The sequence below is a fragment of the Mesorhizobium sp. M0778 genome (assembly GCF_040320105.1).
Taxonomy (GTDB): Bacteria; Pseudomonadota; Alphaproteobacteria; order Rhizobiales; family Rhizobiaceae; genus Mesorhizobium.
Genome location: NZ_JAMYPA010000024.1, coordinates 19,086 through 44,490 on the forward strand (window position 1 = coordinate 19,086; position 25,405 = coordinate 44,490).

24 protein-coding genes are annotated in these 25,405 nt (G+C 64.2%); 10 read left to right on the forward strand and 14 right to left on the reverse strand.

The genetic code is table 11. The features are described from left to right. Window positions 1-201 precede the first annotated feature (201 nt). On the reverse strand, window positions 202-849 hold the full coding sequence (locus NKI22_RS26020) for a TetR/AcrR family transcriptional regulator (RefSeq protein WP_352817646.1): 648 nt from the start codon (window positions 847-849) through the stop codon (window positions 202-204). Window positions 850-963: 114 nt separating this feature from the next. On the opposite strand from NKI22_RS26020, the gene NKI22_RS26025 reads away from it, so the two are divergent. Then, window positions 964-1,857 (forward strand): NAD(P)/FAD-dependent oxidoreductase, encoded by an 894-nt coding sequence (locus tag NKI22_RS26025; RefSeq protein WP_352959162.1) that lies wholly within the window; start codon window positions 964-966, stop codon window positions 1,855-1,857. A 21-nt stretch (window positions 1,858-1,878) separates the two neighbouring features. Beyond that, window positions 1,879-2,352, forward strand: coding sequence for a methyltransferase family protein (locus NKI22_RS26030; protein WP_352817643.1), 474 nt, complete (start codon window positions 1,879-1,881; stop codon window positions 2,350-2,352). Window positions 2,353-2,827: 475 nt separating this feature from the next. Here the strand turns inward: NKI22_RS26030 and NKI22_RS26035 are convergent, their stop codons facing one another. The 5 genes from NKI22_RS26035 to hisS all read right to left on the reverse strand — a co-directional run bounded on the left by NKI22_RS26035 (window position 2,828) and on the right by hisS (window position 9,825). Further along, a complete protein-coding gene (locus tag NKI22_RS26035) occupies window positions 2,828-3,931 on the reverse strand; it encodes a calcium:cation antiporter (RefSeq protein ID WP_352817640.1) in 1,104 nt (367 codons plus the stop codon). A gap of 84 nt (window positions 3,932-4,015) precedes the next feature. Beyond that, window positions 4,016-5,782, reverse strand: coding sequence for an AMP-binding protein (locus tag NKI22_RS26040; protein ID WP_352817637.1), 1,767 nt, complete (start codon window positions 5,780-5,782; stop codon window positions 4,016-4,018). A gap of 498 nt (window positions 5,783-6,280) precedes the next feature. Next, the gene (gene hisG, locus NKI22_RS26045) at window positions 6,281-6,982 is read right to left on the reverse strand and encodes an ATP phosphoribosyltransferase (RefSeq protein WP_352592594.1); all 702 of its coding nucleotides are present in this window, start codon (window positions 6,980-6,982) and stop codon (window positions 6,281-6,283) included. Further along, window positions 6,979-8,094: an ATP phosphoribosyltransferase regulatory subunit gene (locus NKI22_RS26050; protein ID WP_352817634.1), complete on the reverse strand. Its 1,116-nt coding sequence runs from the start codon at window positions 8,092-8,094 to the stop codon at window positions 6,979-6,981. Before NKI22_RS26050 ends, hisG begins: the two co-directional genes overlap by 4 nt. A 171-nt stretch (window positions 8,095-8,265) precedes the next feature. Beyond that, complete coding sequence (gene hisS, locus NKI22_RS26055) at window positions 8,266-9,825, reverse strand: histidine--tRNA ligase (RefSeq protein ID WP_352817632.1); 1,560 nt, start codon at window positions 9,823-9,825, stop codon at window positions 8,266-8,268. 210 nt (window positions 9,826-10,035) lie between these two features. Here hisS and NKI22_RS26060 point away from each other — a divergent pair, with 210 nt between their 5' ends. Next, window positions 10,036-10,290 (forward strand): hypothetical protein, encoded by a 255-nt coding sequence (locus NKI22_RS26060; protein ID WP_023716478.1) that lies wholly within the window; start codon window positions 10,036-10,038, stop codon window positions 10,288-10,290. A gap of 169 nt (window positions 10,291-10,459) precedes the next feature. Here the strand turns inward: NKI22_RS26060 and NKI22_RS26065 are convergent, their stop codons facing one another. Beyond that, window positions 10,460-11,095, reverse strand: coding sequence for a DNA-3-methyladenine glycosylase I (locus NKI22_RS26065; protein ID WP_352959166.1), 636 nt, complete (start codon window positions 11,093-11,095; stop codon window positions 10,460-10,462). A gap of 222 nt (window positions 11,096-11,317) precedes the next feature. Between NKI22_RS26065 and NKI22_RS26070 the strand changes: the two genes are divergently transcribed. Next, window positions 11,318-12,052 (forward strand): L,D-transpeptidase, encoded by a 735-nt coding sequence (locus NKI22_RS26070; RefSeq protein ID WP_023716476.1) that lies wholly within the window; start codon window positions 11,318-11,320, stop codon window positions 12,050-12,052. A gap of 274 nt (window positions 12,053-12,326) precedes the next feature. Then, window positions 12,327-13,247, forward strand: a complete 921-nt coding sequence (locus NKI22_RS26075; protein WP_023716475.1) for a bifunctional 5,10-methylenetetrahydrofolate dehydrogenase/5,10-methenyltetrahydrofolate cyclohydrolase — start codon at window positions 12,327-12,329, stop codon at window positions 13,245-13,247. A gap of 12 nt (window positions 13,248-13,259) precedes the next feature. On the opposite strand, the gene glcF is transcribed toward NKI22_RS26075, so the two are convergent. From glcF to NKI22_RS26100, 5 genes are all read right to left on the reverse strand, one after another. After that, window positions 13,260-14,591 carry a glycolate oxidase subunit GlcF gene (gene glcF / locus NKI22_RS26080; protein ID WP_023716474.1) on the reverse strand — a complete coding sequence of 444 codons (1,332 nt, stop codon included), beginning with the start codon at window positions 14,589-14,591 and terminating at the stop codon, window positions 13,260-13,262. A 68-nt stretch (window positions 14,592-14,659) separates the two neighbouring features. Continuing rightward, the gene (locus NKI22_RS26085) at window positions 14,660-15,043 is read right to left on the reverse strand and encodes a DUF4870 family protein (RefSeq protein ID WP_023716473.1); all 384 of its coding nucleotides are present in this window, start codon (window positions 15,041-15,043) and stop codon (window positions 14,660-14,662) included. Then, window positions 15,040-16,296 carry an FAD-binding protein gene (locus NKI22_RS26090; protein WP_023716472.1) on the reverse strand — a complete coding sequence of 419 codons (1,257 nt, stop codon included), beginning with the start codon at window positions 16,294-16,296 and terminating at the stop codon, window positions 15,040-15,042. The genes NKI22_RS26085 and NKI22_RS26090 overlap by 4 nt, the downstream gene beginning before the upstream one ends. Window positions 16,297-16,518: 222 nt before the next feature. Further along, the gene (locus NKI22_RS26095) at window positions 16,519-18,015 is read right to left on the reverse strand and encodes an FAD-linked oxidase C-terminal domain-containing protein (protein WP_352493848.1); all 1,497 of its coding nucleotides are present in this window, start codon (window positions 18,013-18,015) and stop codon (window positions 16,519-16,521) included. Between the two features lie 138 nt (window positions 18,016-18,153). Beyond that, window positions 18,154-19,437 (reverse strand): DUF3422 family protein, encoded by a 1,284-nt coding sequence (locus NKI22_RS26100; RefSeq protein WP_023716470.1) that lies wholly within the window; start codon window positions 19,435-19,437, stop codon window positions 18,154-18,156. Window positions 19,438-19,801: 364 nt separating this feature from the next. On the opposite strand from NKI22_RS26100, the gene NKI22_RS26105 reads away from it, so the two are divergent. Genes NKI22_RS26105 through NKI22_RS26115 form a run of 3 tightly spaced genes read left to right on the forward strand, consistent with a single transcriptional unit; the run spans window position 19,802 to window position 22,606 of the window. Then, window positions 19,802-20,605, forward strand: a complete 804-nt coding sequence (locus tag NKI22_RS26105; protein ID WP_023716469.1) for a FadR/GntR family transcriptional regulator — start codon at window positions 19,802-19,804, stop codon at window positions 20,603-20,605. A gap of 55 nt (window positions 20,606-20,660) precedes the next feature. Beyond that, the gene (locus tag NKI22_RS26110; protein WP_023716468.1) at window positions 20,661-21,797 is read left to right on the forward strand and encodes an alpha-hydroxy acid oxidase; all 1,137 of its coding nucleotides are present in this window, start codon (window positions 20,661-20,663) and stop codon (window positions 21,795-21,797) included. Window positions 21,798-21,835: 38 nt separating this feature from the next. After that, complete coding sequence (locus NKI22_RS26115) at window positions 21,836-22,606, forward strand: metallophosphoesterase family protein (RefSeq protein WP_023716467.1); 771 nt, start codon at window positions 21,836-21,838, stop codon at window positions 22,604-22,606. A 28-nt stretch (window positions 22,607-22,634) separates the two neighbouring features. Here NKI22_RS26115 and NKI22_RS26120 read toward each other — a convergent pair whose 3' ends face one another. Together NKI22_RS26120 and NKI22_RS26125 are read right to left on the reverse strand one after the other, a co-directional pair. Next, on the reverse strand, window positions 22,635-22,775 hold the full coding sequence (locus tag NKI22_RS26120; RefSeq protein WP_023716466.1) for a hypothetical protein: 141 nt from the start codon (window positions 22,773-22,775) through the stop codon (window positions 22,635-22,637). A 291-nt stretch (window positions 22,776-23,066) separates the two neighbouring features. Next, on the reverse strand, window positions 23,067-23,765 hold the full coding sequence (locus tag NKI22_RS26125) for a type 1 glutamine amidotransferase (protein WP_352959168.1): 699 nt from the start codon (window positions 23,763-23,765) through the stop codon (window positions 23,067-23,069). A gap of 74 nt (window positions 23,766-23,839) precedes the next feature. Here NKI22_RS26125 and NKI22_RS26130 point away from each other — a divergent pair, with 74 nt between their 5' ends. Then, window positions 23,840-24,502: a hypothetical protein gene (locus NKI22_RS26130; protein ID WP_023716463.1), complete on the forward strand. Its 663-nt coding sequence runs from the start codon at window positions 23,840-23,842 to the stop codon at window positions 24,500-24,502. A gap of 31 nt (window positions 24,503-24,533) precedes the next feature. Then, the gene (locus tag NKI22_RS26135; RefSeq protein ID WP_023716462.1) at window positions 24,534-25,268 is read left to right on the forward strand and encodes a 16S rRNA (uracil(1498)-N(3))-methyltransferase; all 735 of its coding nucleotides are present in this window, start codon (window positions 24,534-24,536) and stop codon (window positions 25,266-25,268) included. The last annotated feature ends 137 nt before the right edge of the window (window positions 25,269-25,405 follow it).

Below are 25,405 nucleotides of genomic sequence, written 5' to 3' on the forward strand. Positions count from 1 at the left end.
ATCCTGAATGGCTGCTTTGCGCCGCATTTTTGCCGTTCAGACCACCATTGCAGCTTCCCGAAAGCTGACGGTCTGCTAAGCCGGCACTAAGGCCTCGAATGGGGTGGTAGCGGTTACTCCGCCGGTCAGCCCGCTGCCCAACGATAATAGTCGCGTTGATGTCAATGCGAGCATCCCAAATATCATGCAAGTACTCCTAGGCTATCCGCCCGGGTGGTCGTTGCCACCGTGCGCGGCGATGAACATGGCGACGGCCGACCGGCAATAGGATTCGATTTCGTTGTCGTCCTCTGCTCTCGCCTCATCGAAGCGTGCGATAATCAGGAGATCGGATCCTTTGATAAGCGCGGCAAACAAGCGGGCGGACCGGAGAGGATCGGGCACGTTCAGAACCGCCTTCGCGTGCAACTGACGCAACAGGGCCTCGATTTGGGCGATGACATGGGCAGGGCCGGCTTCGTAATGGAGCTTGCTTAACGACTTTTGATTCGTCTTGTCGGCCATGATCATGGCTTCGACACTGCGGACGTCCGGGTTCAACAGCGTGCGAAGCAGGGATGATCCCACCGCCATGAGCTGATCTTCGGCCGAACCGTCGACGCCTTCAAAAAGGGCCTGTGGTGCAAACTGATGGCAGCGGGCCGCGATGGCCGCGCTGAACAGCGCCTCCTTGTTCTCGAAGTGGCGATAGATGCTGAGCTTGGATATCTTCGCTCGCTGGGCGACCTTGTCCAATGTCGTCGCATGAAAACCCAATTCCTCAAAGAGTTCGCACGCGGCGTCGACTATCGTTTGGCCAAGCGCCTCATTGGCGGGCCGGCCGCGCCGGCCCTGGCTGTTTTCGGTCACGACAATTCCAGTCCTTGACAGTATCATAATTCTTGAATTACGATACCACGCAGTGTCAAAAATGTGCAAGCCAGGCCCAAGCCAACCCCCCATCCACATACGGAGCCCATCACCATGGATGACGCCATCATCATCGGCGGCAGCTTTGCCGGTCTCGCCGCCGCCCTGCAGCTCGGCCGTGCCCGCCGCAAGGTCACCGTTCTCGATACCGGCCTGCCGCGCAACCGCTTCGCCGGCCACTCGCATGGTCTGCTCGGCCACGATCACAAGCCACCGCTGGACATCCTGGCCGAAGCGCGGCAGCAGCTGGCGCGCTATCCCACGATCAGGCTGGTCAATGCCCGGGCCGACAGGGTCTCCGGCGCCATCGACGATTTCTCTGTCCTCACTGGCGCTGGCGAAAGCCTTGGGGCGCTGCGACTGATCCTGAGCTATGGCGTTGCCGACCAGATGCCTGATGTTCCGGGCTTTGCCGAAGGCTGGGGCACGTCCATCGTACCCTGCCCCTATTGCGATGGCTTTGAAGTCGCCGGCCAGCATTGGGGCCTCGTCTGGTCCGGCCCGCCGTCGCACAATTATGTCAGGCTGTACCACGACTGGACCGACACGTTGACGGTCTTCGCCGATGGTCACGACATTGCACCCGATATCCGGGCCGATCTGGCGCGCCGCAACATACCTGTCGTTGATGGCCGGATCACCGAAATCGCCCGCCACAGGGGCCACAATGCCACCGTCAAGCTCGATACCGCCCCCGATGTCGCAGTCGGTATCTTGTTCGCGCATCCGCGCAACAAGCCGTCCGCAAGCCTGCATGAATCACTGGGACTCGCCACGGTCAATACGCCCCTCGGCATCGCCCTGAAGGCCGACGAGCGCCGCGAAACCAGCATACCCGGCATGTACGCCGCCGGCGATCTTGCAAACCCAGCCATGGCTTCGGTCACCACAGCAATATCGCAGGGCGCGACGGCGGGTATCTCAGCCCAGCAGTCGATGCTTGTTTGAGAGCACAGATTGGAGATGAGCATGGCCGTCGAACCGGACAGCGCGGGTGTGCGCTTCCCTCCGCCCTTCGTCTATCTAGGAGCGCTGCTGGTGGGGCTGGCGGCGGAGCGGTTCGTCACCCTGCGCTCTTTCGGCATCGACTGGCGGTTGCTGGTCGCGACGGGCGCGCTGCTGTTCGTTGCCGGCGCGGCGATGATGCTTGCGGCGGCGGGGCTGTTCCGGCGGCTGGGCACCAACGTTCCGCCGTCGCAGCCAACGACCCTCATCGCAACGACCGGTCCTTATCGGTGGACCCGCAATCCCATGTATCTCGGCATGGCGCTTATCTATTCCGGCCTTGCGATCGGCTTCGACGGGCCGATCGCCTTCGCCTTGCTCCCGTTGGTGCTGATCGCGACCCAGACGCAGGTGATCGCCCGCGAGGAGCGCTATCTCGAAGCGAAGTTCGGCGACGACTACCGCCGCTACAAGGCCGAGGTTCGCCGCTGGCTCTGACTATTCCGCCGCTGCCGCCTGCGGGGCCTTCTGATAAACCAGCACCGGCTTCCTTGCCGCGAGCTATCATATTCTGAAGGTTGCGGGCCGGTGTCACGGAAACCGACTGCCGGCTGACGCAGTACACCCGGCGCCTGAGGAGACGCACATGTCCAAAACCAGAGACACCGAGGCCAGCATCAGGATCGCTCGTCCGACCGCTCTTGGAGAAGCCTGACACACATGGAGTTCGAACACGTCACCTTCGACCTGCCACACTGCACCTTTCACGCGCTGCAGGGTGGTGATCCCGATGGTCAACCGACGCTCGTCTTGCACGGCTTGCCGCCACAAATGAGCCGTCGACGCACCGCACACCGATGTCTGCTTTCGAGAAGCGGTGACCAAGAGCGGACAGACCGCCATCGGCCCATATTGAGACGTTCAAGCAGTTTTCCTAACCTATCCGCCTCTGACCGCCCACCTCCCCCCACCCTCACGGCACAAATATCAAAAACACATACGTGCAAAACACCACCAGATGCACCAGCCCGGTCAGGAACGTCGTCCTCTCGGTGCTAAAGCTCACATTGCAGATGAAGAGCGCCAGGACCAAAAGCACCACGTCGGTCGCCGGCAGGCCCAGGGTCAGCCCTCTTCCGGTCAGCAGGCTGGCGGCGGCGATGCCCGGTATTGTCAGGCCGATCGTCGCGCAGGCCGAACCCATGGCGACGTTCAAGCCGCGCTGCAGCTCGTTGTTGAGGGCAGCGCGAACCGCCGAGATGGCTTCCGGCATCAAGACCAGCCCGGCGATCATTGCGCCGACAATGGCGTCGGCCTGGGGCACCTGATAGGCGACGAGCGCATCTTCGACGCTGGCGGCGACCTGTTCGGCCAGCATGACGATGCCGATCAGCCCGATCAGCAGGAGCACAGCGCTAGCGGCAATGCTTTCGTGGGCCTCGGTTTGCGCCGCGGCGCCATGTGCTTGTCCGTCGATAAAATCGTCGCGGTGGCGGACAGTCTGCGCGAACAGAAAACCGCCATAAAGCAGCACTGAAAGCACGCTGACGAAGCCAAGTTGCGCCGCCGAAAACGTGCCGGGATCGGTGGTTCGCGTGTAGGTCGGCAGGATAAGCGTCATGACGCTCAGCGCGACCAGCACCGCCAGATAGGCGCTGGTCCCTTGGCGGACGATCGCCTGCTTGCGATGGCGCCAGCCGCCAAACGTCAGACACATGCCGACAACGCCGGTCGAGGTGATCATCACCGTCGAGAAGACGGACTCGCGTGCCAGCGTCGGGTTGTTGGCTCCATGCAGCATGATGGAAACGATGATCGACACTTCGATTGCCGTTACGGCGATGGTCAGCACCAACGTGCCGTACGGCTCGCCTACCCGCCTGGCCACCGCCTCGGCGTGGTCGAGCACGACGAAAATGGTGATGAACATGATCGCGCTCGAAAGCGCGCCGATAAATATCCTGGTGCCAAGCGACCCTTCGTCCACGGACACCCCGCTGGCCCTGACCGCGACAGCCATCGCCAAGGCGGCCAGCGGCATGCCGTAAGAAACCGCCGATCTTGCGAAACCACTCATTCCAAGCCCCTTCCGCAAGCCGTGTTGCAGGTCCCTTCTGGGCAAGCCCCTTCTGCGAACCCTGCGAAAGCCTGAAGCGCGCGCTCAAGCCGTCTTCTGCGTCACCAATCCCAGTTCGTCGATCATCGCCTGGCGCATCAGGTATTTCTGCGGCTTGCCGGTCACCGTCATCGGCAATTCGGTGCGGAAGCGGATGTAGCGCGGGATCTTGAAATGGGCGATCTGCCCGGCGCAGAAGGCCTTGATCTCCTGCTCCGTTGTGATCTGGCCGGGCTTCAGCACGATCCAGGCGCACAGCTCCTCGCCATATTTCGGGTCGGGAATGCCGAACACCTGCACCTCCTTGATCTTGGGGTGGCGATAGAGGAACTCCTCGACCTCGCGCGGATAGACGTTCTCGCCGCCGCGGATGACCATGTCCTTGACCCGGCCGACGATGTTGCAATAGCCCTCGGCATCGATGGTGGCGAGGTCGCCGGTGTGCATCCAGCCGTCGACGTCGATGGCCTCACGGGTCTTCTGATCGTCGTCCCAATAGCCCTTCATCACGGAATAACCGCGCGTGCAGAGCTCGCCCGGCGCACCGACGGCGACGGTGGCGCCTTCGGCGTCGATGGCCTTGACCTCGACATGCGGATGGACGCGGCCGACGGTCGAGACGCGCTTTTCCAGGGGATCGTCGACGCTGCTCTGGAACGACACCGGGCTGGTCTCGGTCATGCCATAGGCGATGGTCACCTCGGCCATATGCATCAGCGACACCACTTTCTTCATCACCTCGATCGGGCATGGCGAGCCGGCCATGATGCCGGTGCGCAGGCTGGTGAGATCGAAGGAGGCGAACTCCGGATGATCGAGCAGGCCGACAAACATGGTCGGCACGCCGTAGAGAGCTGTGCAGCGTTCCGTTGCCACCGCCTTCAGCGTGGCGCCGGCATCGAACCCCTCGCTCGGGAAAACCATGGTCGCGCCCTTGGTGACGCAGCCCATCGTGCCCATCGACATGCCGAAGCAGTGGTAGAGAGGCACCGGAATGCACAGCAGGTCGTCGACGGTAAGCCGGATTGCCGCGGTGACGAAATTGCCGTTGTTGACGATGTTGTTGTGGGTCAGCGTCGCGCCCTTGGGCGCACCGGTCGTGCCGCTGGTGAACTGGATGTTGATGGCGTCGTCCGGTTTCAGCCCGTCGGAGATGCGGTCCAGCTTGTCATGCTCGTCGCGCCCGGCCATTGCCAGCACGTCGGCGAAATTGAACATGCCCGGCGAATTCTCCTCGTCCATGCGGATGACGGTCTTCAGCGCCGGCAGTCTGTTGGCGTCGAGCTTGCCCGGCGCCGCCTTGGCGATCTCCGGCGCCAGCGTCTCGATCATGCCGAGATAGTCGGAGCTCTTGAACTTGGCGGCGGTGACCAGCGCTCGGCAACCGACCTTGTTCAAGGCATATTCCAGCTCGACCAGCCGGTAGGCCGGGTTGATGTTGACCAGGATCAGGCCGATGCGGGCGGTGGCGAATTGCGTCACCAGCCATTCCCAGCGGTTCGGCGACCAGATGCCGACGCGGTCGCCTTTCTCGAGGCCGAGCACCAGGAAGCCGGCGGCGAGCGCATCGACGGTGTCCGACAGTTCCTCCCAGGTAAAGCGCTTGTCCTGCTCGACGAAGACGGCGGCATCGAGCGTGCCGTATCTGCCGACCGTATCGGCAAACAGCGCCGGGATGGTCAGGTTGAGCAACGGCACGCTGCGGTCACCGGAGACATGCGCCGTGCCGTCAACCGGCGCAATGAACGAACCGCCATCGCGCTTGCCGCGCAGGTTGGTTGCATTCTTCAACTCGTCGAGATTGATCGGCATCGCCGTGTCCTCCGCAGACAGAACGAGCCTATCAGCCCGGCGGGGTGGTGGAAATCCCGTCGATGGTAGGGCTGGGGTTGGAACTCGCCCTGTCAGGGCCGAAAACAAAAAAACCCGCCACGGCGGGCGGGTGTTCGGGGCCAATTGGCACCATAGCGAGATTAGTAGCATAGCTGCCGGCACAAAGCAAGAACAAAATTGCTGTACATCAGGAAAATCGCTTCGGGTCGGTGCCGCGGCTAGACCGCTGGATCCAACGTTAGTGGTTGGCAAAGGCCGAGGCGATATCCGATCTCCCCCCTTGCGGGTGAGATGCCCGGCAGGGCAGAGGGGGGGCGAAGGATCGCCAAGTTCGACTTCAGCACCCCCAACCGGGAACGGATGAGGCTCTGATTGGCTGACAGGTCGGCGGGACAGCACCCCCCTCTGGCCTGCCGGCCATCTCCCCCGCAAGGAGGGAGATTGGCAGCTTGGCCGACGGCGCCTGCTCCGCAATCGTCAACTCGAGTTCACCAACGCCATCCTGGCCGCAATATCGCGCAAGATCGCCTCGTCGGCCGGAGCGCGCATCTTCCGCGACGCCACGAGACAGGCCTGCGAGCGCAGGATCACGCCGTCGGCGAGCACCTTGAGATGGTTGGCGCGCAGCGTCGCGCCTGACGTGGTGATGTCGACGACGATGTCGGCCAATCCGGCCGCCGGCGCGCCTTCGGTGGCGCCGAGGCTTTCGACGATGCGGTAGACCTGGATGCCGTGCTTTTGCGAAAAGAATTGCTGGGTCAGGCGCCAGTATTTGGTGGCGATCCTGAGCCGCCGGCCATGGCGCTGGCGAAAATCGGCGGCGACGTCGTCGAGGTCGGCCATGGTGTCGACGTCGAGCCAGATGTCGGGCACGGCGACGACGACGTCGGCATTGCCGAAACCGAGGCGGGCGATGATTTCGGCGCGTGCCTCGCAGTCGGCGAGGTTTTCGCGCAGCAGGTCCTCGCCGGTGATGCCGAGATCGACCGAGCCCTGGCCGATTTCGCCTGCGATCTCGGAAGCCGACAGGAAGGCTATCTCGACGCTGTCCAGGCCATCGATGCGGGCGCGGTATTTGCGCTCGTCGCCGGGCAGGCTGACGGCAAGCCCGGCCTTGGCCAGCACCTCCAGCGCCTGCTCCTTGAGCCGGCCCTTCGATGGGATCGCCAGCGTGATCATGGCGCTGTCTCCCGCAGCGCCTCGATGCGGTCGAGCCAGACAGAAAAACCGACGCCGGGGATCGGCGTCTTGGCGCCGAGCAGCGTCAGCAGCCGGTCGTAGCGGCCACCACCGGCCAGCGGCCGGTCGCCGCCTTGCGCCGCGACCTCGAAGACGAGGCCAGTGTAATAATCGAGCGGGCGGCCGAAGGCGGCATCGTAGCTGATTTCAGACATCGGCAGACCGAGGCTTTCGATTGCCGCGGCGCGGGCGGCAAAATTCTCCAGCGCAGTTCCCAGCGAAAGCCCGGCATCGGCGGCAAAACTTGCGAGCGCCCCGGCGGCGCTATCTAGCGGCACGTCGATCGCCAGGAAACCCTTCAAAGCCGCAAATGCCTCGTTCGACAGCCGGACGCTGCGCAGTTCGGCTTTCTCGATCAGCCGCCGCGCAATCTCGGACGGCGAACGCCCGGCCGTTGCCGACAGGCCGGCCTCTTCCATGCCGCCGGCGATATGCGCCGAAAGAGCCTCCAGATCGCCGTCGAGGACAAGCGCTGCCACCGCGCCGGCGATCTGGCTGTTGCGCGGCGGATTGGCGAGGTCGGCAAGCGCCGCTTCCAGCATTGGCGCCGAGCCGAAGGCGCGGGCCAGCCGCATGCGCCAGCCGCGCGGCAGGCCAAGCGCTGCCAGCACCGCCTCGAAAATGGTCTGGTCGCCAAGCGTCACCGCCAGGTCCCGGCCGGGCAGCACCAGCGAAAGCAGCGCATGCGCGTCGGCCAGCGAACGCGCGTCGGCGGCGGCCGTGTCGCGGTCGCCGAGGTCCTCGATGCCGGCCTGGAAGAATTCGTTGCCGCCCTCGCGGCGCTGGCGAAACACCTCGCCGAGATAGGAATAGCGGCGCGGCGTGCCGGCCTGGCTGGCAATGTGGTCGAGGCAGACCGGAATGGTGAATTCCGGCCGCAGGCAAAGCGTCTGCCCGGTCTCGCTTTCGGTGAGAAAAATCCGCCGGCGCAAATCCTCGCCCGCCATGTCGAGGAACGGATCGGCCGGCTGAAGCACGGCGACCTCGACCGCATGGGTGTTGCGCGCGGCGAAGAGCGTCGCGATATCGGATGCGATGGCGGGGGAGGTCATGGCAGGCGCCCTTCCCTTCTCCTCTTGTGGGAGAAGGTGGATTGGCGCGGAGCGCCAAGACGGATGAGGGGTGCCGGAAGAAATGAGGCGTCGGCGTTCCCTGGAACACCCCTCATCCGTCCGAGCTTCGCTCGGCCACCTTCTCCCACAAGGGGAGAAGGGAGCGGCGCCCTACTTGCCACGCGCCCGCTCCTCGGCCTGCGCCGCCAGTATCTTCTTCACCTCGGCGACCAGATCGCCTTCCGCCACGGTCACCTGCGCCGGCCGTGCGGCGCGCCATTCGGCGTTGTCGGCGATCTCGGCCGACATCTTGGCGCCTTCGATCAGGTCCTTGATCTGCAGCTCGCCCTTGGCGCGCTCGTCGCCGCCCTGAATGATGGCGACCGGGCTGCCGCGGCGGTCGGCATATTTCAGCTGCGCCTTCATGCCGGCGCCGCCGAGATACATTTCGGAGCGGATGCCGGCGGCGCGCAGCTCGGCGACCATCTTCTGGTAGCGGCCGAGGCTTTCCGTATCCTTGTCCATGGTCAGCACGACGACCGGCGCGATCACATCCGAAATGTCGAGCTTGCCGAGGTTCTTCAGCGCCGTCATCAAGCGGGAGACGCCGATCGAAAAACCGGTCGCCGGCACCGGCTCGCCGCGGAAACGCGAGACCAGACCGTCATAACGGCCGCCGCCGCCGACCGAGCCGAAGCGCACGATCTGGCCGTCCTCATTGGGGATCTCGGCCAGCAGCTCAGCCTCGTAGACCGGGCCGGTGTAATATTCGAGGCCACGCACGACGGAGGGGTCGATGCGGATGCGGTCTTCACCGTAGCCGCTTTGTGCGACCATGGTTCTTATCTGCTCCAGCTCTGCAAGGCCCTCGACAAACGGCGCATTCGTTATGCCCAGATGTTCGAGTTTCCTTTCCTCGACAAGATTGCTGAGTCCGGGGTTGATGGATCCCAGTGTCTGGACAATTTTTTCGGGATCGTGCTGCGCCATGACTGTGAAATAGCTGATCACAACGTCGATTTGCGCATTATCCAGCCCGGCACCTTTGGTGAAATCACCGCTCTCGTCCTTGCGCCCTGCACCCAAAAGCAGGCGCACGCCCTCGACGCCCAACTTGTCCAGCTTGTCGATCGCGCGCAGCACCTGCAGCCGGCGGCCGGCATTCTCCTCGCCGCCAAGGCCGATCGCCTCCAGCACGCCGTCGAGCACCTTGCGATTGTTGACGCGGATGACGTAGTCGCCGCGCTTGATGCCGAGCGCCTCCATCACATCGGCCATCATCATCGCCATCTCGGCGTCGGCGGCGACGCCCGGCGTGCCGACCGTGTCGGCATCGAACTGCATGAACTGGCGAAAACGGCCGGGACCGGGCTTCTCGTTGCGGAACACCCAGCCGGAGCGATAGCTGCGATAGGGCTTCGGCAGGCGCTCGAAATTTTCGGCGACAAAGCGCGCCATTGGCGCGGTCAGGTCGTAGCGCAGCGACAGCCACTGGTCGTCGTCGTCCTGGAACGAGAACACGCCCTCGTTCGGCCGGTCCTGGTCGGGCAGGAATTTGCCGAGCGCATCGGTGTATTCGATCAGCGGCTGGTCGACCGGCTCGAAACCGTAAAGCTCAAAGACCGAGCGGATCGTCGCCATCATCTTCTCGACGGCGCGCAGATCGTCGGCGCCGCGGTCGACAAAGCCGCGCGGCAGCCGCGCTTTCATCTTTTCGGATTTGTCGGCCATGGGATGGGTACTTTGCTAAGCAATTGGTGACTTATTTCGGGTCGGCGTGTCCTACCGATGCAGCCCGGAGAAGGCAAGGGTTTGCGCTTCTCCTTGCTCCCCCTGCGCGAGAAGGCAAGAAAAAGAAGCTGAAACAATTGCGCCATGCGCGCGGCATCGTGCCGACACAATCCGGGCCGATAAGCGCGCCGAAACAAGGGGTTCGGGGCCATGGCCACGCTACAGAAGTTCGACATCATCGATAGCGGCGCAGGCGACGCCCCGGTCCGGCTGCGGCCGGCCGACAACCATGCGCCAAAAACGACGAAGCAAATCGCGGGACCGTTCGAGATCGCGGCGCAACAGCGCAGCGGGCCGACCATGCGCGACGTGCTGATGACCGGCCTGCTGGTGATCTATCCGGTGTTCGCCGCGCTGGCGGCCATCCTGGCCGGGTTTTTCCTCGCCGGCGCCGGCGGCGCCTGAGCGGCTCTTCCTTCTCCCCCTGTGGGAGAAGGTGGCCGAGCGAAGCTCGATCGGATGAGGGGTGTTCCAGGGAACGCGACGCCTCATTTCTTCCAACACCCCTCAACCGTCTCGGCGCTGCGCGCCGATCCACCTTCTCCCACAACAAGGGGAGAAGGCAAAAGGTCGCTCACTTCGGCCGTTTGAACGCTTTCCGCTCCGCCTCGACCGGTTCCCGGCAGACGCAGCCCTCGAGATGGTCGTTGACCAGCCCCATCGCCTGCATGAAAGCGTAGACGGTGGTCGGGCCGACAAAGCTCCAGCCGCGCTTCTTCAGCTCCTTCGAAATGCGAACCGAAACTGCCGTCGTCGGATTGGCGCGCAGATGGGCGAGGTCGACGATCTCGGGGCGCTCGTCCGGGCCGGGCTCGAACTTCCAGAACCAGGCGGCCAGCGAGCCGGCCTCGTCGATGAGTTCGCGGGCGCGTTTGGCGTTGTTGATGGTCGAAACGATCTTGCCGCGGTGACGGATGATGCCGGCATTGCCGAGCAGGCGCTCGACATCGGCGTCGGTGAAGGCGGCGATCTTGTCGACATCGAAGCCGGCGAAGGCCTCGCGGAAATTGTCGCGCTTGCGCAATATGGTCAGCCAGGACAGGCCCGACTGAAAGCTTTCGAGGCAGATCTTTTCGAACAGCCGGCGATCGTCGGCGACCGGCCGGCCCCATTCGTGGTCGTGGTAGTGCAGATAATCCGGCAGGTTGCCGTGCCAGAAGCAGCGGGCGATGCCGTCGGGACCAGCAATCAGACCTGTCTTTTCGTCCATGGCGGAATTCCGTTCGTGTCTTGGCGTTAACGCGTTTTGAAGCGGCCTTTACCGCGGCTTTACCAGATTCCTGAACCGGGCGGTAACCACACCAAAAGGTTTACTGACAGACAGGCATTTTACGCATTCCGATTCATGTTTCGGTTGCCGCTTCGCGCCCAATGTCGCGGAAATCGGGGAAGCTTTGCGCCCCGGCATGTTCGACGATCAAGGTGCGATCCGATGAAGATATTCTTGTTCCCACTGTTCGGCGCCGCGGCCGTGCTTGCCGTCGGCGCCGCCAATGCCAACGACCGCTATGCCGAGAGGCCGCCGGTGGTAGTCAGCCCCGACCTTTCGGCGCCCTGGGTGCTGCAGCTCGGCCATGCGCCGGGCATCGTGCGGCAGAGCCGGCAGGAAGCGCAGTCGCTACGGCGCTACCGGCGGCAAGCTGAACCCGATCAGTTGCGCACCGCAGCGGTGCAGGCGCCGGCCAAACGCATGGTGATGCGGCCGCAGATCGATCCCGTCTATTTGCCGCAGGAAGTCGCCTATGACGGCCCGCAGAAGCCGGGCACGATCGTCATCGATACGAGAGAGAATTTCCTCTATCTGGTCGAGAAGAACGGCAAGGCGCGGCGCTACGGCGTCGGCACCGGCAAGCCGGGCTTCGAATGGTCCGGCACTCACAAGATCACCAACAAGCGGGTCTGGCCGGACTGGCGGCCGCCGGCGGTGATGATCGCCCGCGAAGCCGCAAAGGGCCGTTATCTGCCAACCTATCTCGCCGGCGGCATGGAAAACCCGCTCGGCGCACGCGCGCTCTATCTCGGCTCGACCGAATACCGCATCCACGGCACCAACCAGCCCTGGACCATCGGCGGCGCGGTGTCGTCGGGCTGCATCCGCATGCGCAACGAGGATGTGGTCGATCTTTACGAACGCGTGAATATCGGAACAACGGTGGTGGTGATATAGTTGCCGCGACGAATCATCTGGTCTAGAAAGACATTAGCTTTGGCTTTCTGAGGCCAGATGAATAAACAACGGGGGACGGGCCGTGTGGGGATGCGGCCAGTCACGAAAGGGCAGCGCGGCAAGCCGTGCTGCCCTTTTTGTTTCCGCCAGCGAGAATTGACGAAGATTTCGCCGGCACGTCGCGCGACAGGCATAGCGGTTCGCTTTTCGCGCTGCCTTTTCGCCGTCCCTTTGCTATGTGGCAGCCAAAATTCCAGACAAAGGCCCTATCTCGATGTCCCTCTCCGATGACAGCCGCTATCTCAAGGGCGGCCCGGTTGCCCAACGCATCATCGCCAGCGTGCGCGAGGACGCGGCGATCGCCACCGCCGAAGGCTTTCCGCCCAAGCTGGTGTCGATCACCGTCGGCGACACAGCGGCGGTCGACATCTATGTCCGCAACCAGCGCGCCAAGGCGGGGCTGGCCGGAATCGGCTTCGAGGAGAGGCGCTTTCGCGCCGACATCACTGCCGGCGAACTCGAAGCTGCGATCCACGGCCTCAACGCCGACCCGCGCGTCACCGGCATCATCATCCAGCGACCGGTGCCGGTGCATATCCCGATCAAGACGCTGCAGGCGGCGGTGCATCCACTCAAGGACGTCGAGGGCATGCATCCGGCGTCGATCGGCAACATCGTCTACAACCAGCTCGACCTGGCGCCCTGCACTGCCGCTGCCTCGGTCGAACTGCTCAGGGAAACCGGCCTCGACCTCAAGGGGCTCGAAGTGGTGGTCGTCGGCCACTCCGAGATTGTCGGCAAGCCGATCGCCTTCCTTTTGATGAGCGAAGGCGCGACGGTAACCGTCTGCCATCACATGACACGCTCGGTGGCGGCACACGCACGCCGCGCCGACGCGCTGTTCGTGGCCGTCGGCAAGCCGCGGCTGATCAAGGCCGACATGGTCAAGCCGGGCGCCGCCGTGATTGATATCGGCATCAATTCGGAAATCGGACCGGACGGCGAAAGCCGCATCGTCGGCGACGTCGATGCCGAGAGCGTCAGGCACGTCGCGTCGTGGATCACGCCGGTGCCGGGCGGCGTCGGCCCGATCACCGTGGCGATCCTGCTGCGCAACACCATGGTGGCGCTCAGCCGCCAGCGCGCCCGCTACCAGGCAACCTACGGCACGGCGGACAGACTGGCGGCGGAGTAAACCACCGCTGCATCACTCGGCCGCGATGACCGCCCTCTCTTCGCGAACGCCTTCGGGCTTCGGCCCGCCATAGGCCCAGTCGAGCAGCTTTATCGTGTGCACCACCGGCAGCTTGGCGGCGGAGGCGATCTGGGTGATGCAGCCGATATTGCCGGTGGCGACGATTTCAGCGCCGGTCGCCTCGATATTCCTGACCTTGCGGTCGCGCAGCGTCGCCGAAATGCCGGGCTGCAGGATATTGTAGGTGCCGGCCGAACCGCAGCAGAGATGCCCTTCGCGCGGCTCGCGCACGACGAAGCCGGCACGGACCAGAAGCTCCTTCGGCTGGCGGGTGATCTTCTGGCCGTGCTGCATCGAGCAGGCCGAGTGATAGGCGACGATGATGCCCGGTCTACGCACCGGCTGAGGCAGGTCGAGGCTTGCCAGATATTCGGTGATGTCCCTGGCCAGCGCCGAGACGCGCGCGGCCTTGTCGGCGTAGGCAGGATCGAGGCGCAGCATGAAGCCATAATCCTTGATGGTGGTGCCGCAGCCGGATGCGGTGATGATGATGGCGTCGAGTCCGCCTTGCTCGATGGCGCGCGTCCAGGCGTCGACATTCCGTTGGGCCGACGCCAGGGCAGCGTCCTCGCGTCCCATATGATGCACCAATGCGCCGCAGCAGCCCTCGCCCTGCGGGACGACGACCTCGACACCAAGCCGGGTCAGCAGCGAAATCGCCGAGTCGTTGATGCCGGGATCGAGCACCGATTGCGCGCAGCCGGCGAGGATGGCGACGCGGCCATTTTTCTTTGCGCCCTGCCCCGCATGGATGCCCGGCGAAGCCATCGGCGATGCAGCGGGGATGTGCGTTGGAGCGAGCTTCAGCATCGCCGCCAGCGGCTTCAATGCCGAGATTTTCTCGAACAGGCCGGCGAATGGCTGGCCGAGCTTCGCCAGCTTGAGCGCCGCGCGAAAGCGCGAGGGATAAGGCAGCACAAACGCCAGCATGGCGCGCGTCAGGCGATCGGCCAGCGGCCGCCTGTAGGTCTCCTCGATATGGGCGCGGGCGTGGTCGACCAGATGCATGTAGTTGACGCCCGACGGGCAGGTGGTCATGCAGGCGAGGCAGGACAGGCAGCGGTCGATATGGGTGACGATCTCCTTGTCGGCCGGCCGTCCGTTCTCCAGCATGTCCTTGATCAGGTAGATCCGGCCGCGCGGCGAATCCAGCTCGTTGCCGAGCGTCACATAGGTCGGGCAGGTGGCCGTGCAGAAGCCGCAATGCACGCATTTGCGCAGGATCTTCTCCGATTCCGCGACATGCGGATCGGCAAGCTGGGCAAGCGAGAAGGAAGTCTGCACGCAAAAGAATCCTTACCGTTTGAACATGATCTTTTCCCAAAACCGGTACCCACTTTTGGGGATCATGCTCATAATCCCAGGAACCAGCTTTCCGGGTTCTTGACCGCCTCGCCGCGCTGCAGCGCCTGCAGGCCGAGAATGCAGCGGGCGATGAACCAGACCGCGACGGCGACCATCAGCACGACGCCGACGACCACGACCATCAGCAGCGCCGAGATCAGTGCATAGAGCAGGCCGATCCAGAAGGTGCGGATCAGGAATGCGTAATGGCTTTCAACGAAGCCGCCGGCCTTGCCGCGGTTGATATAGGCCAGGACGATGCCGACAATGCCGCTGACGCCGATAACGAGGCCGGCGAGATAGAGGATATAGATGACCAGCGCGTTGGTCGGACCGGGCTCCAGCCAGCGGTCGGTCTGGCGTGACGTACCGTTTTGGCCTGCATCGCTCATTGCGCTCCTCCCTCGGTTGCTGGGGCGAGAGTAGCAGAGCCTGCGCCCGGCGCCATACGCCCGGGATTGAGGATATTCTTCGGGTCGAATTCGGCCTTCAGCCGCGCCGACAGTGCTGCAAGAGGCGGCGCTTGCGGTTCGAACACGGGTATCGCCGCGCGATGCGCAGGGGTTGCGCGAGCCAGCGTGGCATGGCCGCCGCCATGCTTTCTGATCAGCCCGCGCAACAGGCCGGCCTCTGGATCGTCCTGCTGCATGCGCAGCCAGATCAGCCCGCCCTGCCAATCGTAGAAGGCATCGACCGCGGCCTGCATGCGCAGCGCCAGCACCATAAGGTGGCCCTGCGACGGCGCCATCGAGACGCGCCACACCGGCCTTTCGCTGCCATCGGCGAACGGCGCGCAATCGCGGATGTCACGCCAGACAGAATACGAGACCGAACCGGAAATCTCCTGCAGCGGACCGGCGTTTTTCAGCAGGTCTTTCAGCGCCGCGATGCGGTAGGCGACCGACGGGCCGAAACCCTCGATGCGCAGCAGCGTCGCCGCATCGCTGCCGAGACTGCCGCCGGCGACCCGCGCGGCGACCCGTTCAGGAAGATGGGCCGCACTCGACACCTCCGCGCTGGAACCCAGTGCCAGCGCCATGGCGGCGGTGGCATGATCGTCGAGCAGGCCACGGATGGCGAGCGTGACTTCGGTCTCGGCAGCGGGAAGCACCTTGAAGGTGACGTCGGTGAACACCGCCAGCGTGCCCCAGCTGTTGGCCATCAGCTTGGACAGATCATAGCCGGTGACATTCTTGACCACACGGCCGCCCGACTTGAAGGCCTCGCCACGGCCGGAAACGGCCGCGATGCCAAGGATGTGATCGCGCGCAGCCCCGGCCTTCAGCCGCCGCGGGCCGGAAAGGTTCGCGGCCAGCACGCCGCCGATCGTGCCTCGTCCTGGTTCACCGCCGAGCAGCGGGCCGTAGTCCATCGGCTCGAAGGCCAGTTGCTGGCCGTTTTCGGCAAGCAGGCTTTCGATCGCGGCCAGCGGCGTGCCGGCTTTCGCCGACAGCACCAGTTCGGCCGGCTCATAGAGCGTGACGCCGGACAGGTTCGACAGGTCGAGCGTATGCTCGCTCTGCTGCGGCCGGCCGATGCCGCGCTTGGAACCATGGCCGAGGATCTCGAGCGGCGAGTCTTCCGCTGCGGCCCAGGCGATGGTGGAGAGGGTTTCCGCTGATGTGGTCGGGGTGAAGGTGGTCATGCGGCAGAACCACCAGTCGTAAATGACGAGAAGCCGCGATCCTTCCCACCCCCCTCTGTCCTGCCGGACATCTCCCCCGCAAGGGGGGAGATCGGATGTCGCTTAGGCTTTCGCCAACCATCAACGCTTGAAGGCGAGCAGGACGTTGAAGCAGCCAATCTCCCCCCTCGCGGGGGAGATGTCCGGCAGGACAGAGGGGGGTGTCCAAGCGCCAACATACCCTCAAAACCTCGGAATGTCCGGAAATGCCAGCTGCCCGCGATGCACGTGCATCCGCCCGAGCTCCGCGCATCGCCTCAGCTGCGGAAATACCTTGCCCGGGTTGAGCAGGTGATTGGGGTCGAAGGCGCATTTGACGCGCATCTGCTGGTCGAGATCGATCTGGTTGAACATTTCCGGCATCAGGTCGCGCTTCTCGACGCCGACCCCGTGCTCACCGGTCAGCACGCCGCCGACCTTGACGCAGAGCCGCAATATGTCGGCGCCGAAACTCTCCGCCTTGTCGAGCTCGCCCGGCACGTTGGCGTCGTAGAGGATCAGCGGATGCAGATTGCCGTCGCCGGCGTGGAAGACATTTGCGACGCCGAGCCCGTATTTCTCCGACAGTTCGCGCATGCCGGCGAGGACGCGCGGCAATTCCTTGCGCGGGATGGTGCCGTCCATGCAGTAATAGTCGGGCGAGATGCGGCCGACCGCCGGGAAGGCTGCCTTGCGGCCGGCCCAGAAACTCAGCCGCTCCTGCTCCGATTGCGAAATGCGGCATGTGGTCGAGCCGTTCCTATAGGCAATGGCTTCGACCAGGCCGATCAGATGGTCGACCTCGACACCCGGCCCGTCCAGCTCGACGATCAGCAGCGCCTCGACATCCAGGGGATAGCCGGCCTGGACGAAATCCTCGGCGGCGTGGATGGCCGGGCGGTCCATCATCTCCATGCCGCCCGGGATGATGCCGGCGCCGATGATGTCGGCGACACATTGGCCGGCTTGCTCGCTGGTCGGGAAGCCGATCAGCAGGGCACGCGCCGTCTCGGGCTTCTTCAAAATGCGGACGGTGACCTCGGTGACGACACCGAGCAATCCTTCGGAGCCGGTCATCACGCCGAGCAGGTCGTAGCCTTCCGCGTCGAGATGGCTGCCGCCGAGGCGCACCACCTCGCCATTCATCAGCACCATCTCGATACCAAGCACATTATTGGCGGTGAGACCGTATTTTAGGCAGTGCACGCCGCCGGAATTTTCCGCGACATTGCCGCCGATCGAGCAGGCGATCTGGGAGGATGGATCGGGGGCGTAATAGAAGCCCTCCTGCTCGACGGCGGTGGTGATGCCGAGATTGGTGACGCCGGGCTGAGCGACGACGATGCGGTTCTGGAAATCGATCTCGAGGATGCGGTTGAAGCGGCTCATCACCAGCAGCACCGCGTCTTCCAGCGGCAGCGCGCCGCCGGAGAGCGAGGTGCCGGAGCCGCGCGGCACGACGCGGATATTGCGGTCACTGCAATATTTCAGCACGCGCGAGACCTGCGCCACGGTTTGCGGCAGCACCACGACCAGCGGCAATTGCCGGTAGGCGGTGAGCCCATCGCTCTCGAAGGCGCGCATCGCATTGGCTGCGTCGACGACGCCCTCGCCCGGCACGATGATGCGCATATCGGCGACGATCTCATCGCGCCGGCGCAGCGTGGCGTCGTCTGGTTTCGGCATCGCAAGACCGGACATCGACAGCCTCCTTCGACCGACTGGTAAAAATCTTTTACCAGCGACGGCTATCGGTTGCAAATGCCGCTTTGGCCGGGATCGCGGGCCTATGGCCGGGACAGCCTTTCGCAGCGGCAATCTGCCGCTGCGCGCCCCACACTACTCGCCCGGCTGCTTGCCCGGTTCGGAGTGCATGCGGCGGACACGGCGCACGCCCCACCAGACGAGCAGGACGGCGAGCGGCACCGAGGCGGCGGTGACCATTTCCGGCGCAAAGGCATGGCCGAAGATCGAGGCGCCCTTGGCGACGTAGCCGATGAGGCCGACGACATAGTAGGAAACGGCGGCGACCGACAGCCCTTCCACCGTCTGCTGCAGGCGCAATTGCAGGCGGGCGCGATTGTTCATCGATGCCAAGAGATCGCGGTTCTGCTTCTCGACCTCGACGTCGACCCAGGTGCGCAGCAGCGTGGTGGCACGGGTCAGCTTGCGCGACAGATTGGCCTGGCGCTCCTCGACCGAACGGCAGGTGCGCATGGCCGGCGCGACGCGCCGCTGCAGGAACCCGCCCCAGGTGTCGTAGCCGGGCACGGCTTCTTCCTCGAGCGCCTCCAGCCGCTCGCCGACGATGCCGTCATAGGCACGGCTGGCGCCGAACCGGTAGAGGCTGGAGGCGGCATCCGCCTCCAGTTCGGCGGCAAGTTCGGTCAGGTCGGCCAGCAAGGTCTGGCTGTCGCGGGTTTCGGCGACCTTCATTTCCAGCGTGGTCTGGGCCAGCCTGTCCTCGATGCGGCGGGCACGCCCCGAAAGCATCAGCGCCAGCGGCAGCCCAAGCATGGCCAGCGTGCGGTAGGTCTCGATATCGATCAGCCGCTGCGACAGCGCCCCGGTGCGCGCCGGTGTCAGCCCGCGATCGAGCACCAGCATGCGGGTCAAGCCGTCGCCATCCTGGCGGAAATCGGTGACGATGGCCGCGTTGCCGCGCTCGACCAGCGAATAGCACAGGCTGGTCGGGTCGAAGCCGGCGATCAGCCGCTCGTTCGCCGGTGTCCATTTGCGGATTTCGAGCCTGATGCCGGAAATCACCGTGCCCGGCGGCGAAAACCCGTTGCCGAAGGGGGTATCTTCTTGCCCCCTGCCGTTTTCGGCGAGCGGCCCTTCCCAGAGATAGGTCGAGAACTCCGTGTGCCGTTCCCAGCGCAGCGAGCCCTTGCCCCACTTCATCGCGTGATGGCGGGCATGGCGGTCGGGCGCGGCAATACCAAGGCGCTGCGACAGTTCCGAAAGCACTGCCAGATCGACGCTCGAGCCGCCTTCGGTCATGAAGGAAAGCTGCACCAGCACGCGCGGCTTTTCGACCAGCGGATGCGGTCGGGCGTGGACCTCGCCGAGCGCGCCGGGCCGACCTTCATGCGCCGGAAAGCCCATGACGCTGCCGCCCATGGCTTTGGCGCGCAGCTGGAATTCGAGATTGGACGGGTCGGCGTCTGGCACGGCTGGTCCCCCGGGCTTCTCTGAGCCCTTTGGCAATGATGTCCCTCTAGAGCGGTTTTATCGTTTCACGGAAACGCCGAACCGCTCTATCCCTTTGATTCTGCGCAATTCCGGACGGAAAACCGTTTCACACTTTTCCTGGAATTGCTCTAGAGGCAATCGCCAGGGGACGCAAACAGCCAGTTTAGCAGAAGGTGATATGAAGCCGCGGCTGTGAAACCGACCCGGCCGGGCGAATTGGATAAATAATTTGACCAGTTGGCGACGCTGGCTTTATCTTGCGCGACATCGGTTCAACCCCCAGGCACCCCGTTTGAGCGACATTTTCTCCCGGATCGAGCATTCGCGCACTGCCGACGAGGTGGTGCAGCAGATCGAGAGCCTGATCCTCGAAGGCGTGCTGCGCACCAGCGACCGGCTGCCGGGCGAGCGCGAGCTGGCGCGCCAGTTCGAGGTGTCGCGGCCGATCCTGCGCGATGCCTTGAAAGCCTTGGAAGGGCGCGGGCTATTGACGACACGGCCAGGCGGCGGCACCCATGTCGCCGACGTCATCGGCCAGCTGTTCACGAAGCCGGTGGCCGACCTGATCTCGATGCATCGCAAGGCGGTGACCGACTATCTGGAGTACCGCCGCGAGATCGAGGCGGTGGCGGCGGAATATGCGGCGCGGCGCGCCACATCGGACGATCTGGCGCTGCTCGACCGCATCATGGCACGGATGGACGAGGCGCACCGGACCGGCAATTTCGACGACGAGGCGGAAATCGACGTTGAGTTCCATCACGCGATCTGCGAATGCGCGCACAACATCATCCTGCTGCACACGCTGCGCGCCTGTTACCGGCTGCTGTCGGAAGGCGTGTTCCAGAACCGGCGGCTGGTGTTCAGCGTGCCGGGTGCGCGCGAGGCGCTGCTTTCGCAGCACCGGGCAATCTACACCGCGGTCAAGGCCGGCGATCCGGCCGCGGCGCGGCAGGCGGCGATGGACCACATCTCCTATGTCGAACGGTCGATGGCCGAGGCCGAGCGCAGCGGCGACTGGCAGCGCGTGTCGCGGCTGAGGCTCAGGCAGCGCTCCGAGCCCGGTGATGGCGAGCCGGCAAGAAAACAGCCGTAGGCCGCGGCCAGAAAATTCAACGACGAACCAGCGAAGAACCAGCGGAAAAAGATCCATGAGCAGCATCCTCACCATCGCCGACCTCAAGGACCTGGCGCGCCGCCGTGTGCCGAAGATGTTCTTCGACTACGCCGATTCCGGCGCCTGGACCGAAAGCACCTACCGAGCCAACGAAGAGGATTTCCAAAAGATCAAGTTCCGCCAGCGCGTGCTGGTCGACATGGACAACCGCTCGCTGGAATCGACCATGATCGGCGAGAAGGTGGCGATGCCGGTGGCGCTGGCGCCGACCGGCATGACCGGCATGCAGCATCCGGACGGCGAGATGCTGGCGGCGCAGGCGGCGGAAGAATTCGGCGTGCCGTTCACGCTGTCGACGATGAGCATCTGCTCGATCGAGGATGTCGCGTCGGTGACCAGGAAGCCGTTCTGGTTCCAGCTCTATGTGCTGCGCGACAAGGATTTCGTCTTCGATTTGATCGACCGGGCAAAGGCGGCGAAATGTTCGGCGCTGGTGCTGACGCTCGACCTGCAGATCCTGGGCCAGCGCCACAAGGATATCCGCAACGGGCTTTCGGCGCCGCCGCGGATGACGCCGAAGCACCTCTGGCAGATGGCGACAAGGCCGCGCTGGTGCGTCGGCATGGCCGGGACCAAGCGCCGGAGCTTCCGCAACATCGTCGGCCATGCCAAGGGCGTCGGCGACCTCGCCTCGCTTTCGTCGTGGACGAAGGAGCAGTTCGATCCGCATCTGTCGTGGAAGGACGTCGCCTGGATCAAGGAGCGCTGGGGCGGCAAGCTGATCCTGAAAGGCATTCTCGACAAGGAAGATGCGATGATGGCGGCCAGGTCGGGTGCCGATGCGATCATCGTTTCCAACCATGGCGGCCGCCAGCTCGACGGCGCCTCGTCATCGATCATGGCGCTCGAAGAGATCGCCGATGCCGTCGGCGACACGATCGAGGTGCATATGGACGGCGGCATCCGTTCCGGCCAGGACGTGCTCAAAGCACTGTGCCTCGGCGCCAAGGGCACCTATATCGGCCGGCCTTTCTTGTACGGCCTCGGCGCACTCGGCAAGGAAGGGGTTACCAAGGCGCTGGAAATCATCCGCAAAGAGATGGACATAACGCTGGCACTGTGCGGAAAGCGTCTGGTCACCGACATGGGCAAGGATCAGCTTCGGCGCTAAAGTCCCGTGACAGCATGATCACGGAGGCGACGCAGGCATTGACGGAGCCCGGCATCAATTTTTACGAGGCGCGCGGACCGCAAGGCATGCGCCTTTATGCGATCGGCGATGTGCACGGCCGGCTCGACCTGCTGGCCGCCATGCACCGGCGGATCGAGGCGGAGCTCGGTCAAAGGCCGTCGGCCGATTGGCGCGTGATCCATCTCGGCGACTATGTCGACCGCGGCCCGGACTCCAAAGGCGTCATCGATTTCCTGATCGACGCGCAAAAACGCGATCCGCGTCACCTGATGCTGGCCGGGAATCATGATCTCGGCTTTCTCGATTTTCTCGATGTCCCCGATCAGGACGGGCTGTTCATGCGCTATGGCGGCATCCAGACGGCGCTGTCGTATGGTGTGTCACTCGGTGGGAGCAGCGCCTGGTTTGGCCGCGCCGATGCGGCATTGCGGCAAGGGCACGCCGCACTGGTCGAGGCGGTGCCGCAGAACCATGTCGAATTCCTGCGCTCGCTGCCCTTTTCAGTGACGTTCGGCGATTTCTTCTTCTGCCATGCCGGCATCCGGCCCGGCATTGCGCTGGAAAGCCAGAGCCCGCAGGACCTGATCTGGATCCGCGAGGTCTTCCACGATCACACCGGTCTTCATCCCAAGATCGTGGTGCACGGCCATACGCCGGTGCCCAAGCCCGAGATCACAGGCAACCGCGTCAATGTCGACACCCTCGCCTGGCAGTCGGGAAACCTCACCGCGCTCGTCGTGGACGGCGCGGACAAGCATATCCTGACAGTCACGGGTGAGCGGGCTTAGGGAAGGCGTGGGGTTATGAGCAGAGGGTCTAGCGAAGCGCGGCGGTGACGCCGTAGCCGTCGACGGCATTGTGGTTGTTGGCTGCGTCGGCGGAATAAATGCCGAGGCCGCACAAGACAATGGCCGACAACATGGCAAAGGACAAAAAGGCTGCTTTCACGGACGTCATCTCTTGTTGAGCTTCCTGCATCTATGCACGAGCGGGTTACCAATGCGTTGAAACGCAAAATTCGTCGCAAATGTCTGACGGTTTCGCGCTTCTAGGCATGTTCTGTATCGGCGGTGTGTCGCGCGGGTCACAGGATAGGTTCATCGCGGTTGCACGGAAGATGCAGAGCGGCGCCTTTTAGGCTAGCGGATTGACACAGGCCAAGGATGAAACGCGTTATCCCCGGCGGATTTGGCGCCGCGTGCCAAATATGCAACGTCGCCAAATAGGCAACGTTGGCTGTATGAGTCGTCAGATCGTCGCCACCCAGGCGCGGGCGATGGCCAGGCCGGCGGCATCGGCTTGCGGTCCGTTGCGGGCCATTTCATCGTCGAGCCGACCTGCCCATTCAGGATGCCGCTCGGCAATCAGCGGTGCGAAGGAGGTGCTCCAGTCGCGAACCATCGGCCGGTCGGCCTCGAAATGGAACTGGAAGCCATAGACGGCGCGGCCGATGCGGAACGCCTGGTTCTCGGCGACGGCGTTGCCGGCCAGCCGCACGGCCCTCTCAGGCAAGACAAAGGTGTCGTCGTGCCATTCGAAGATCGGGAATTTTTCGGGCAAGGCGGCGAGCACCGGATCGGCGTTCGCGGCCGCGGTGAGCGCTACCTCGTGCCAGCCGAACTCCGAGGCACCGCCGATCTGGTTCTCGCCGCCAAAGGCGCGCGCGACCAACTGGCCGCCAAGGCAGATGCCGAGCACCGCGCGATCCCTCTCGGCAAAATCGCGCGTCAGGTCGAGCAGGCCCGGAAAATAAGGACAGAGCTCGTCGTCCAGTGCATTCTGGGCGCCGCCGAGCACCACCATGGCGTCATGCCCGCCGCTATCTTGCGGCAGCGCGTCGCCGCGATAGGGCCGGCGCAGATCGATATCGGCGCCGGCCTCGACAAGCGCCGCGCCGATCTGGCCAAGGCCCTCATTGTCGAAGTTCTGGACGATCAAGACCCGCATCGAAACCTGCTGACATGAAATTGATGCGGCGAGGGATATCATGGCGCCAGCATTGCAGCCAACAGGGAACGCCTATGCCACTGCAAAACCGGGTCGATCCGTTCGGCGCCATCCATGCCGTGCCGGAGCGCGGCCTGTTCATGGGCAATCGCGGCATCATTCACGACGCCGAGACGAGAACGCTGTTGAAGAAGCGCTGGGCGCTGCAAGCCTGGATCATCTGCGTCTGCGAATTCCGCAATGTGCGGCGCGAGCCGATGGGTCGCAACCGGCAAAGCGACGACCAATTGGGCGGCAAGGCCGGCTGGACCGAACTGTTTTTCCTCGACGAGGTGACGGCGCTGGCGGCCGGGCACCGGCCGTGCTTTTTCTGCCGGCGCGAGCGAGCCAGGGATTTTGTCCAGCGCTTCGGCGACGCCTTCGGCATTGCCGAGCCGCGCGCGCCGCAACTCGACAAGCGCCTGCACAAGGAGCGCCTGGCATCGGGCGGACCGGCGCCGAGACTGGAACCGGAGGCGCTTGCGGACTTGCCGGACGGCACGATGATCTCGTCAGGAAACAGGGCGTACGCCCTGTTTGACGGCGCCGCGCTGCCCTGGAGTTTCGGCGGCTATCGCGAACCGGTGGGGTTCGGCGGTTTTTCCGACGGTCCAATCCGCATGCTCACGCCGGCGACAACTGTTTCGGTGCTGCAGCAAGGCTACGAGCCTGTCTGGCATCCTTCCGCCGAGGCTTGACGCCGAGGGTGACGTTGCGCATTCCTCGGCGATGCGCGCCAATTACAAGATGCAGCGGCTGTTCGTGCCGGACGAGCTTGGACCGGATACCGAGTTCGACGTCGGCCCGCAGCAGAGCCATTATCTCTCGCGTGTGCTGCGGCTCGGCGAAGGCGCCGAGGTTCTGGTGTTCAACGGCCGCGACGGCGAATGGTCGGCGGCGATCGCCGCGAAATCGAAGAAGGCGTTGCGCCTGAAGGTGATGGCGCTGCAGCGGCCGCAGCCGCCACTGCCCGATCTCGTCTATTGCTTCGCGCCGCTGAAGCAAGGACGGCTCGATTATCTGGTGCAGAAGGCGGTGGAGATGGGCGCTGGCACCCTGCAGCCGGTCATCACCCAGCATACGCAAGTGGCAAAACCCGGCATCGAGCGCCTCCGCGCCAATGTCGTCGAGGCGGCCGAACAATGCGGCATATTGGCGGTACCTGATGTGCGCGAAGCGGAGAAATTCGAGCGTCTGCTGGCAGGCTGGGACAAGGAGCGGCGGCTGATCTTCTGCGACGAGGATGCCGCCACCAACAATCCCCTGCCGGCATTGCAGGCGGTGCGGGAGAACAAGCTCGCGCTGCTGGTCGGGCCGGAGGGCGGCTTTTCCGACGAGGAACGCGGGATGCTGAGAGCGCTGCCCTTCGTTACCGCCATTCCGCTCGGGCCGCGCATCCTGCGAGCGGATACGGCGGCGGTGGCGGCACTGGCGCTGATCCAGGCGACAATCGGCGATTGGTGATCAATTCCCGTTACCCTCTGGCTCAGGATTTTTCGCTTGATCGGCTACTGACATTTCGTCCATCTAGCGCCGGCGGTCGTCCGGCCGCTCTGCAGCGCAGCGCGTCCTTTCGGGCGCGCAAAGGACGCTGTAGCATA

Bases quoted from the DNA above. Each gene is read 5' to 3' on its own strand.
- NKI22_RS26120 (WP_023716466.1), bottom strand. From the start codon at position 22,775: ATGACGTCCGTGAAAGCAGCCTTTTTGTCCTTTGCCATGTTGTCGGCC.
- NKI22_RS26030 (WP_352817643.1), top strand. From the start codon at position 1,879: ATGGCCGTCGAACCGGACAGCGCGGGTGTGCGCTTCCCTCCGCCCTTC.
- NKI22_RS26135 (WP_023716462.1), top strand. From the start codon at position 24,534: ATGCGCGCCAATTACAAGATGCAGCGGCTGTTCGTGCCGGACGAGCTT.
- NKI22_RS26100 (WP_023716470.1), bottom strand. From the start codon at position 19,437: ATGGGCGGCAGCGTCATGGGCTTTCCGGCGCATGAAGGTCGGCCCGGC.
- NKI22_RS26050 (WP_352817634.1), bottom strand. From the start codon at position 8,094: ATGACCTCCCCCGCCATCGCATCCGATATCGCGACGCTCTTCGCCGCG.
- NKI22_RS26085 (WP_023716473.1), bottom strand. From the start codon at position 15,043: ATGAGCGATGCAGGCCAAAACGGTACGTCACGCCAGACCGACCGCTGG.
- NKI22_RS26065 (WP_352959166.1), bottom strand. From the start codon at position 11,095: ATGGACGAAAAGACAGGTCTGATTGCTGGTCCCGACGGCATCGCCCGC.
- NKI22_RS26070 (WP_023716476.1), top strand. From the start codon at position 11,318: ATGAAGATATTCTTGTTCCCACTGTTCGGCGCCGCGGCCGTGCTTGCC.
- NKI22_RS26040 (WP_352817637.1), bottom strand. From the start codon at position 5,782: ATGCCGATCAATCTCGACGAGTTGAAGAATGCAACCAACCTGCGCGGC.
- NKI22_RS26035 (WP_352817640.1), bottom strand. From the start codon at position 3,931: ATGAGTGGTTTCGCAAGATCGGCGGTTTCTTACGGCATGCCGCTGGCC.
- NKI22_RS26090 (WP_023716472.1), bottom strand. From the start codon at position 16,296: ATGACCACCTTCACCCCGACCACATCAGCGGAAACCCTCTCCACCATC.
- hisS (WP_352817632.1), bottom strand. From the start codon at position 9,825: ATGGCCGACAAATCCGAAAAGATGAAAGCGCGGCTGCCGCGCGGCTTT.
- NKI22_RS26060 (WP_023716478.1), top strand. From the start codon at position 10,036: ATGGCCACGCTACAGAAGTTCGACATCATCGATAGCGGCGCAGGCGAC.
- NKI22_RS26075 (WP_023716475.1), top strand. From the start codon at position 12,327: ATGTCCCTCTCCGATGACAGCCGCTATCTCAAGGGCGGCCCGGTTGCC.
- NKI22_RS26130 (WP_023716463.1), top strand. From the start codon at position 23,840: ATGCCACTGCAAAACCGGGTCGATCCGTTCGGCGCCATCCATGCCGTG.
- NKI22_RS26110 (WP_023716468.1), top strand. From the start codon at position 20,661: ATGAGCAGCATCCTCACCATCGCCGACCTCAAGGACCTGGCGCGCCGC.
- NKI22_RS26025 (WP_352959162.1), top strand. From the start codon at position 964: ATGGATGACGCCATCATCATCGGCGGCAGCTTTGCCGGTCTCGCCGCC.
- NKI22_RS26125 (WP_352959168.1), bottom strand. From the start codon at position 23,765: ATGCGGGTCTTGATCGTCCAGAACTTCGACAATGAGGGCCTTGGCCAG.
- NKI22_RS26095 (WP_352493848.1), bottom strand. From the start codon at position 18,015: ATGTCCGGTCTTGCGATGCCGAAACCAGACGACGCCACGCTGCGCCGG.
- hisG (WP_352592594.1), bottom strand. From the start codon at position 6,982: ATGATCACGCTGGCGATCCCATCGAAGGGCCGGCTCAAGGAGCAGGCG.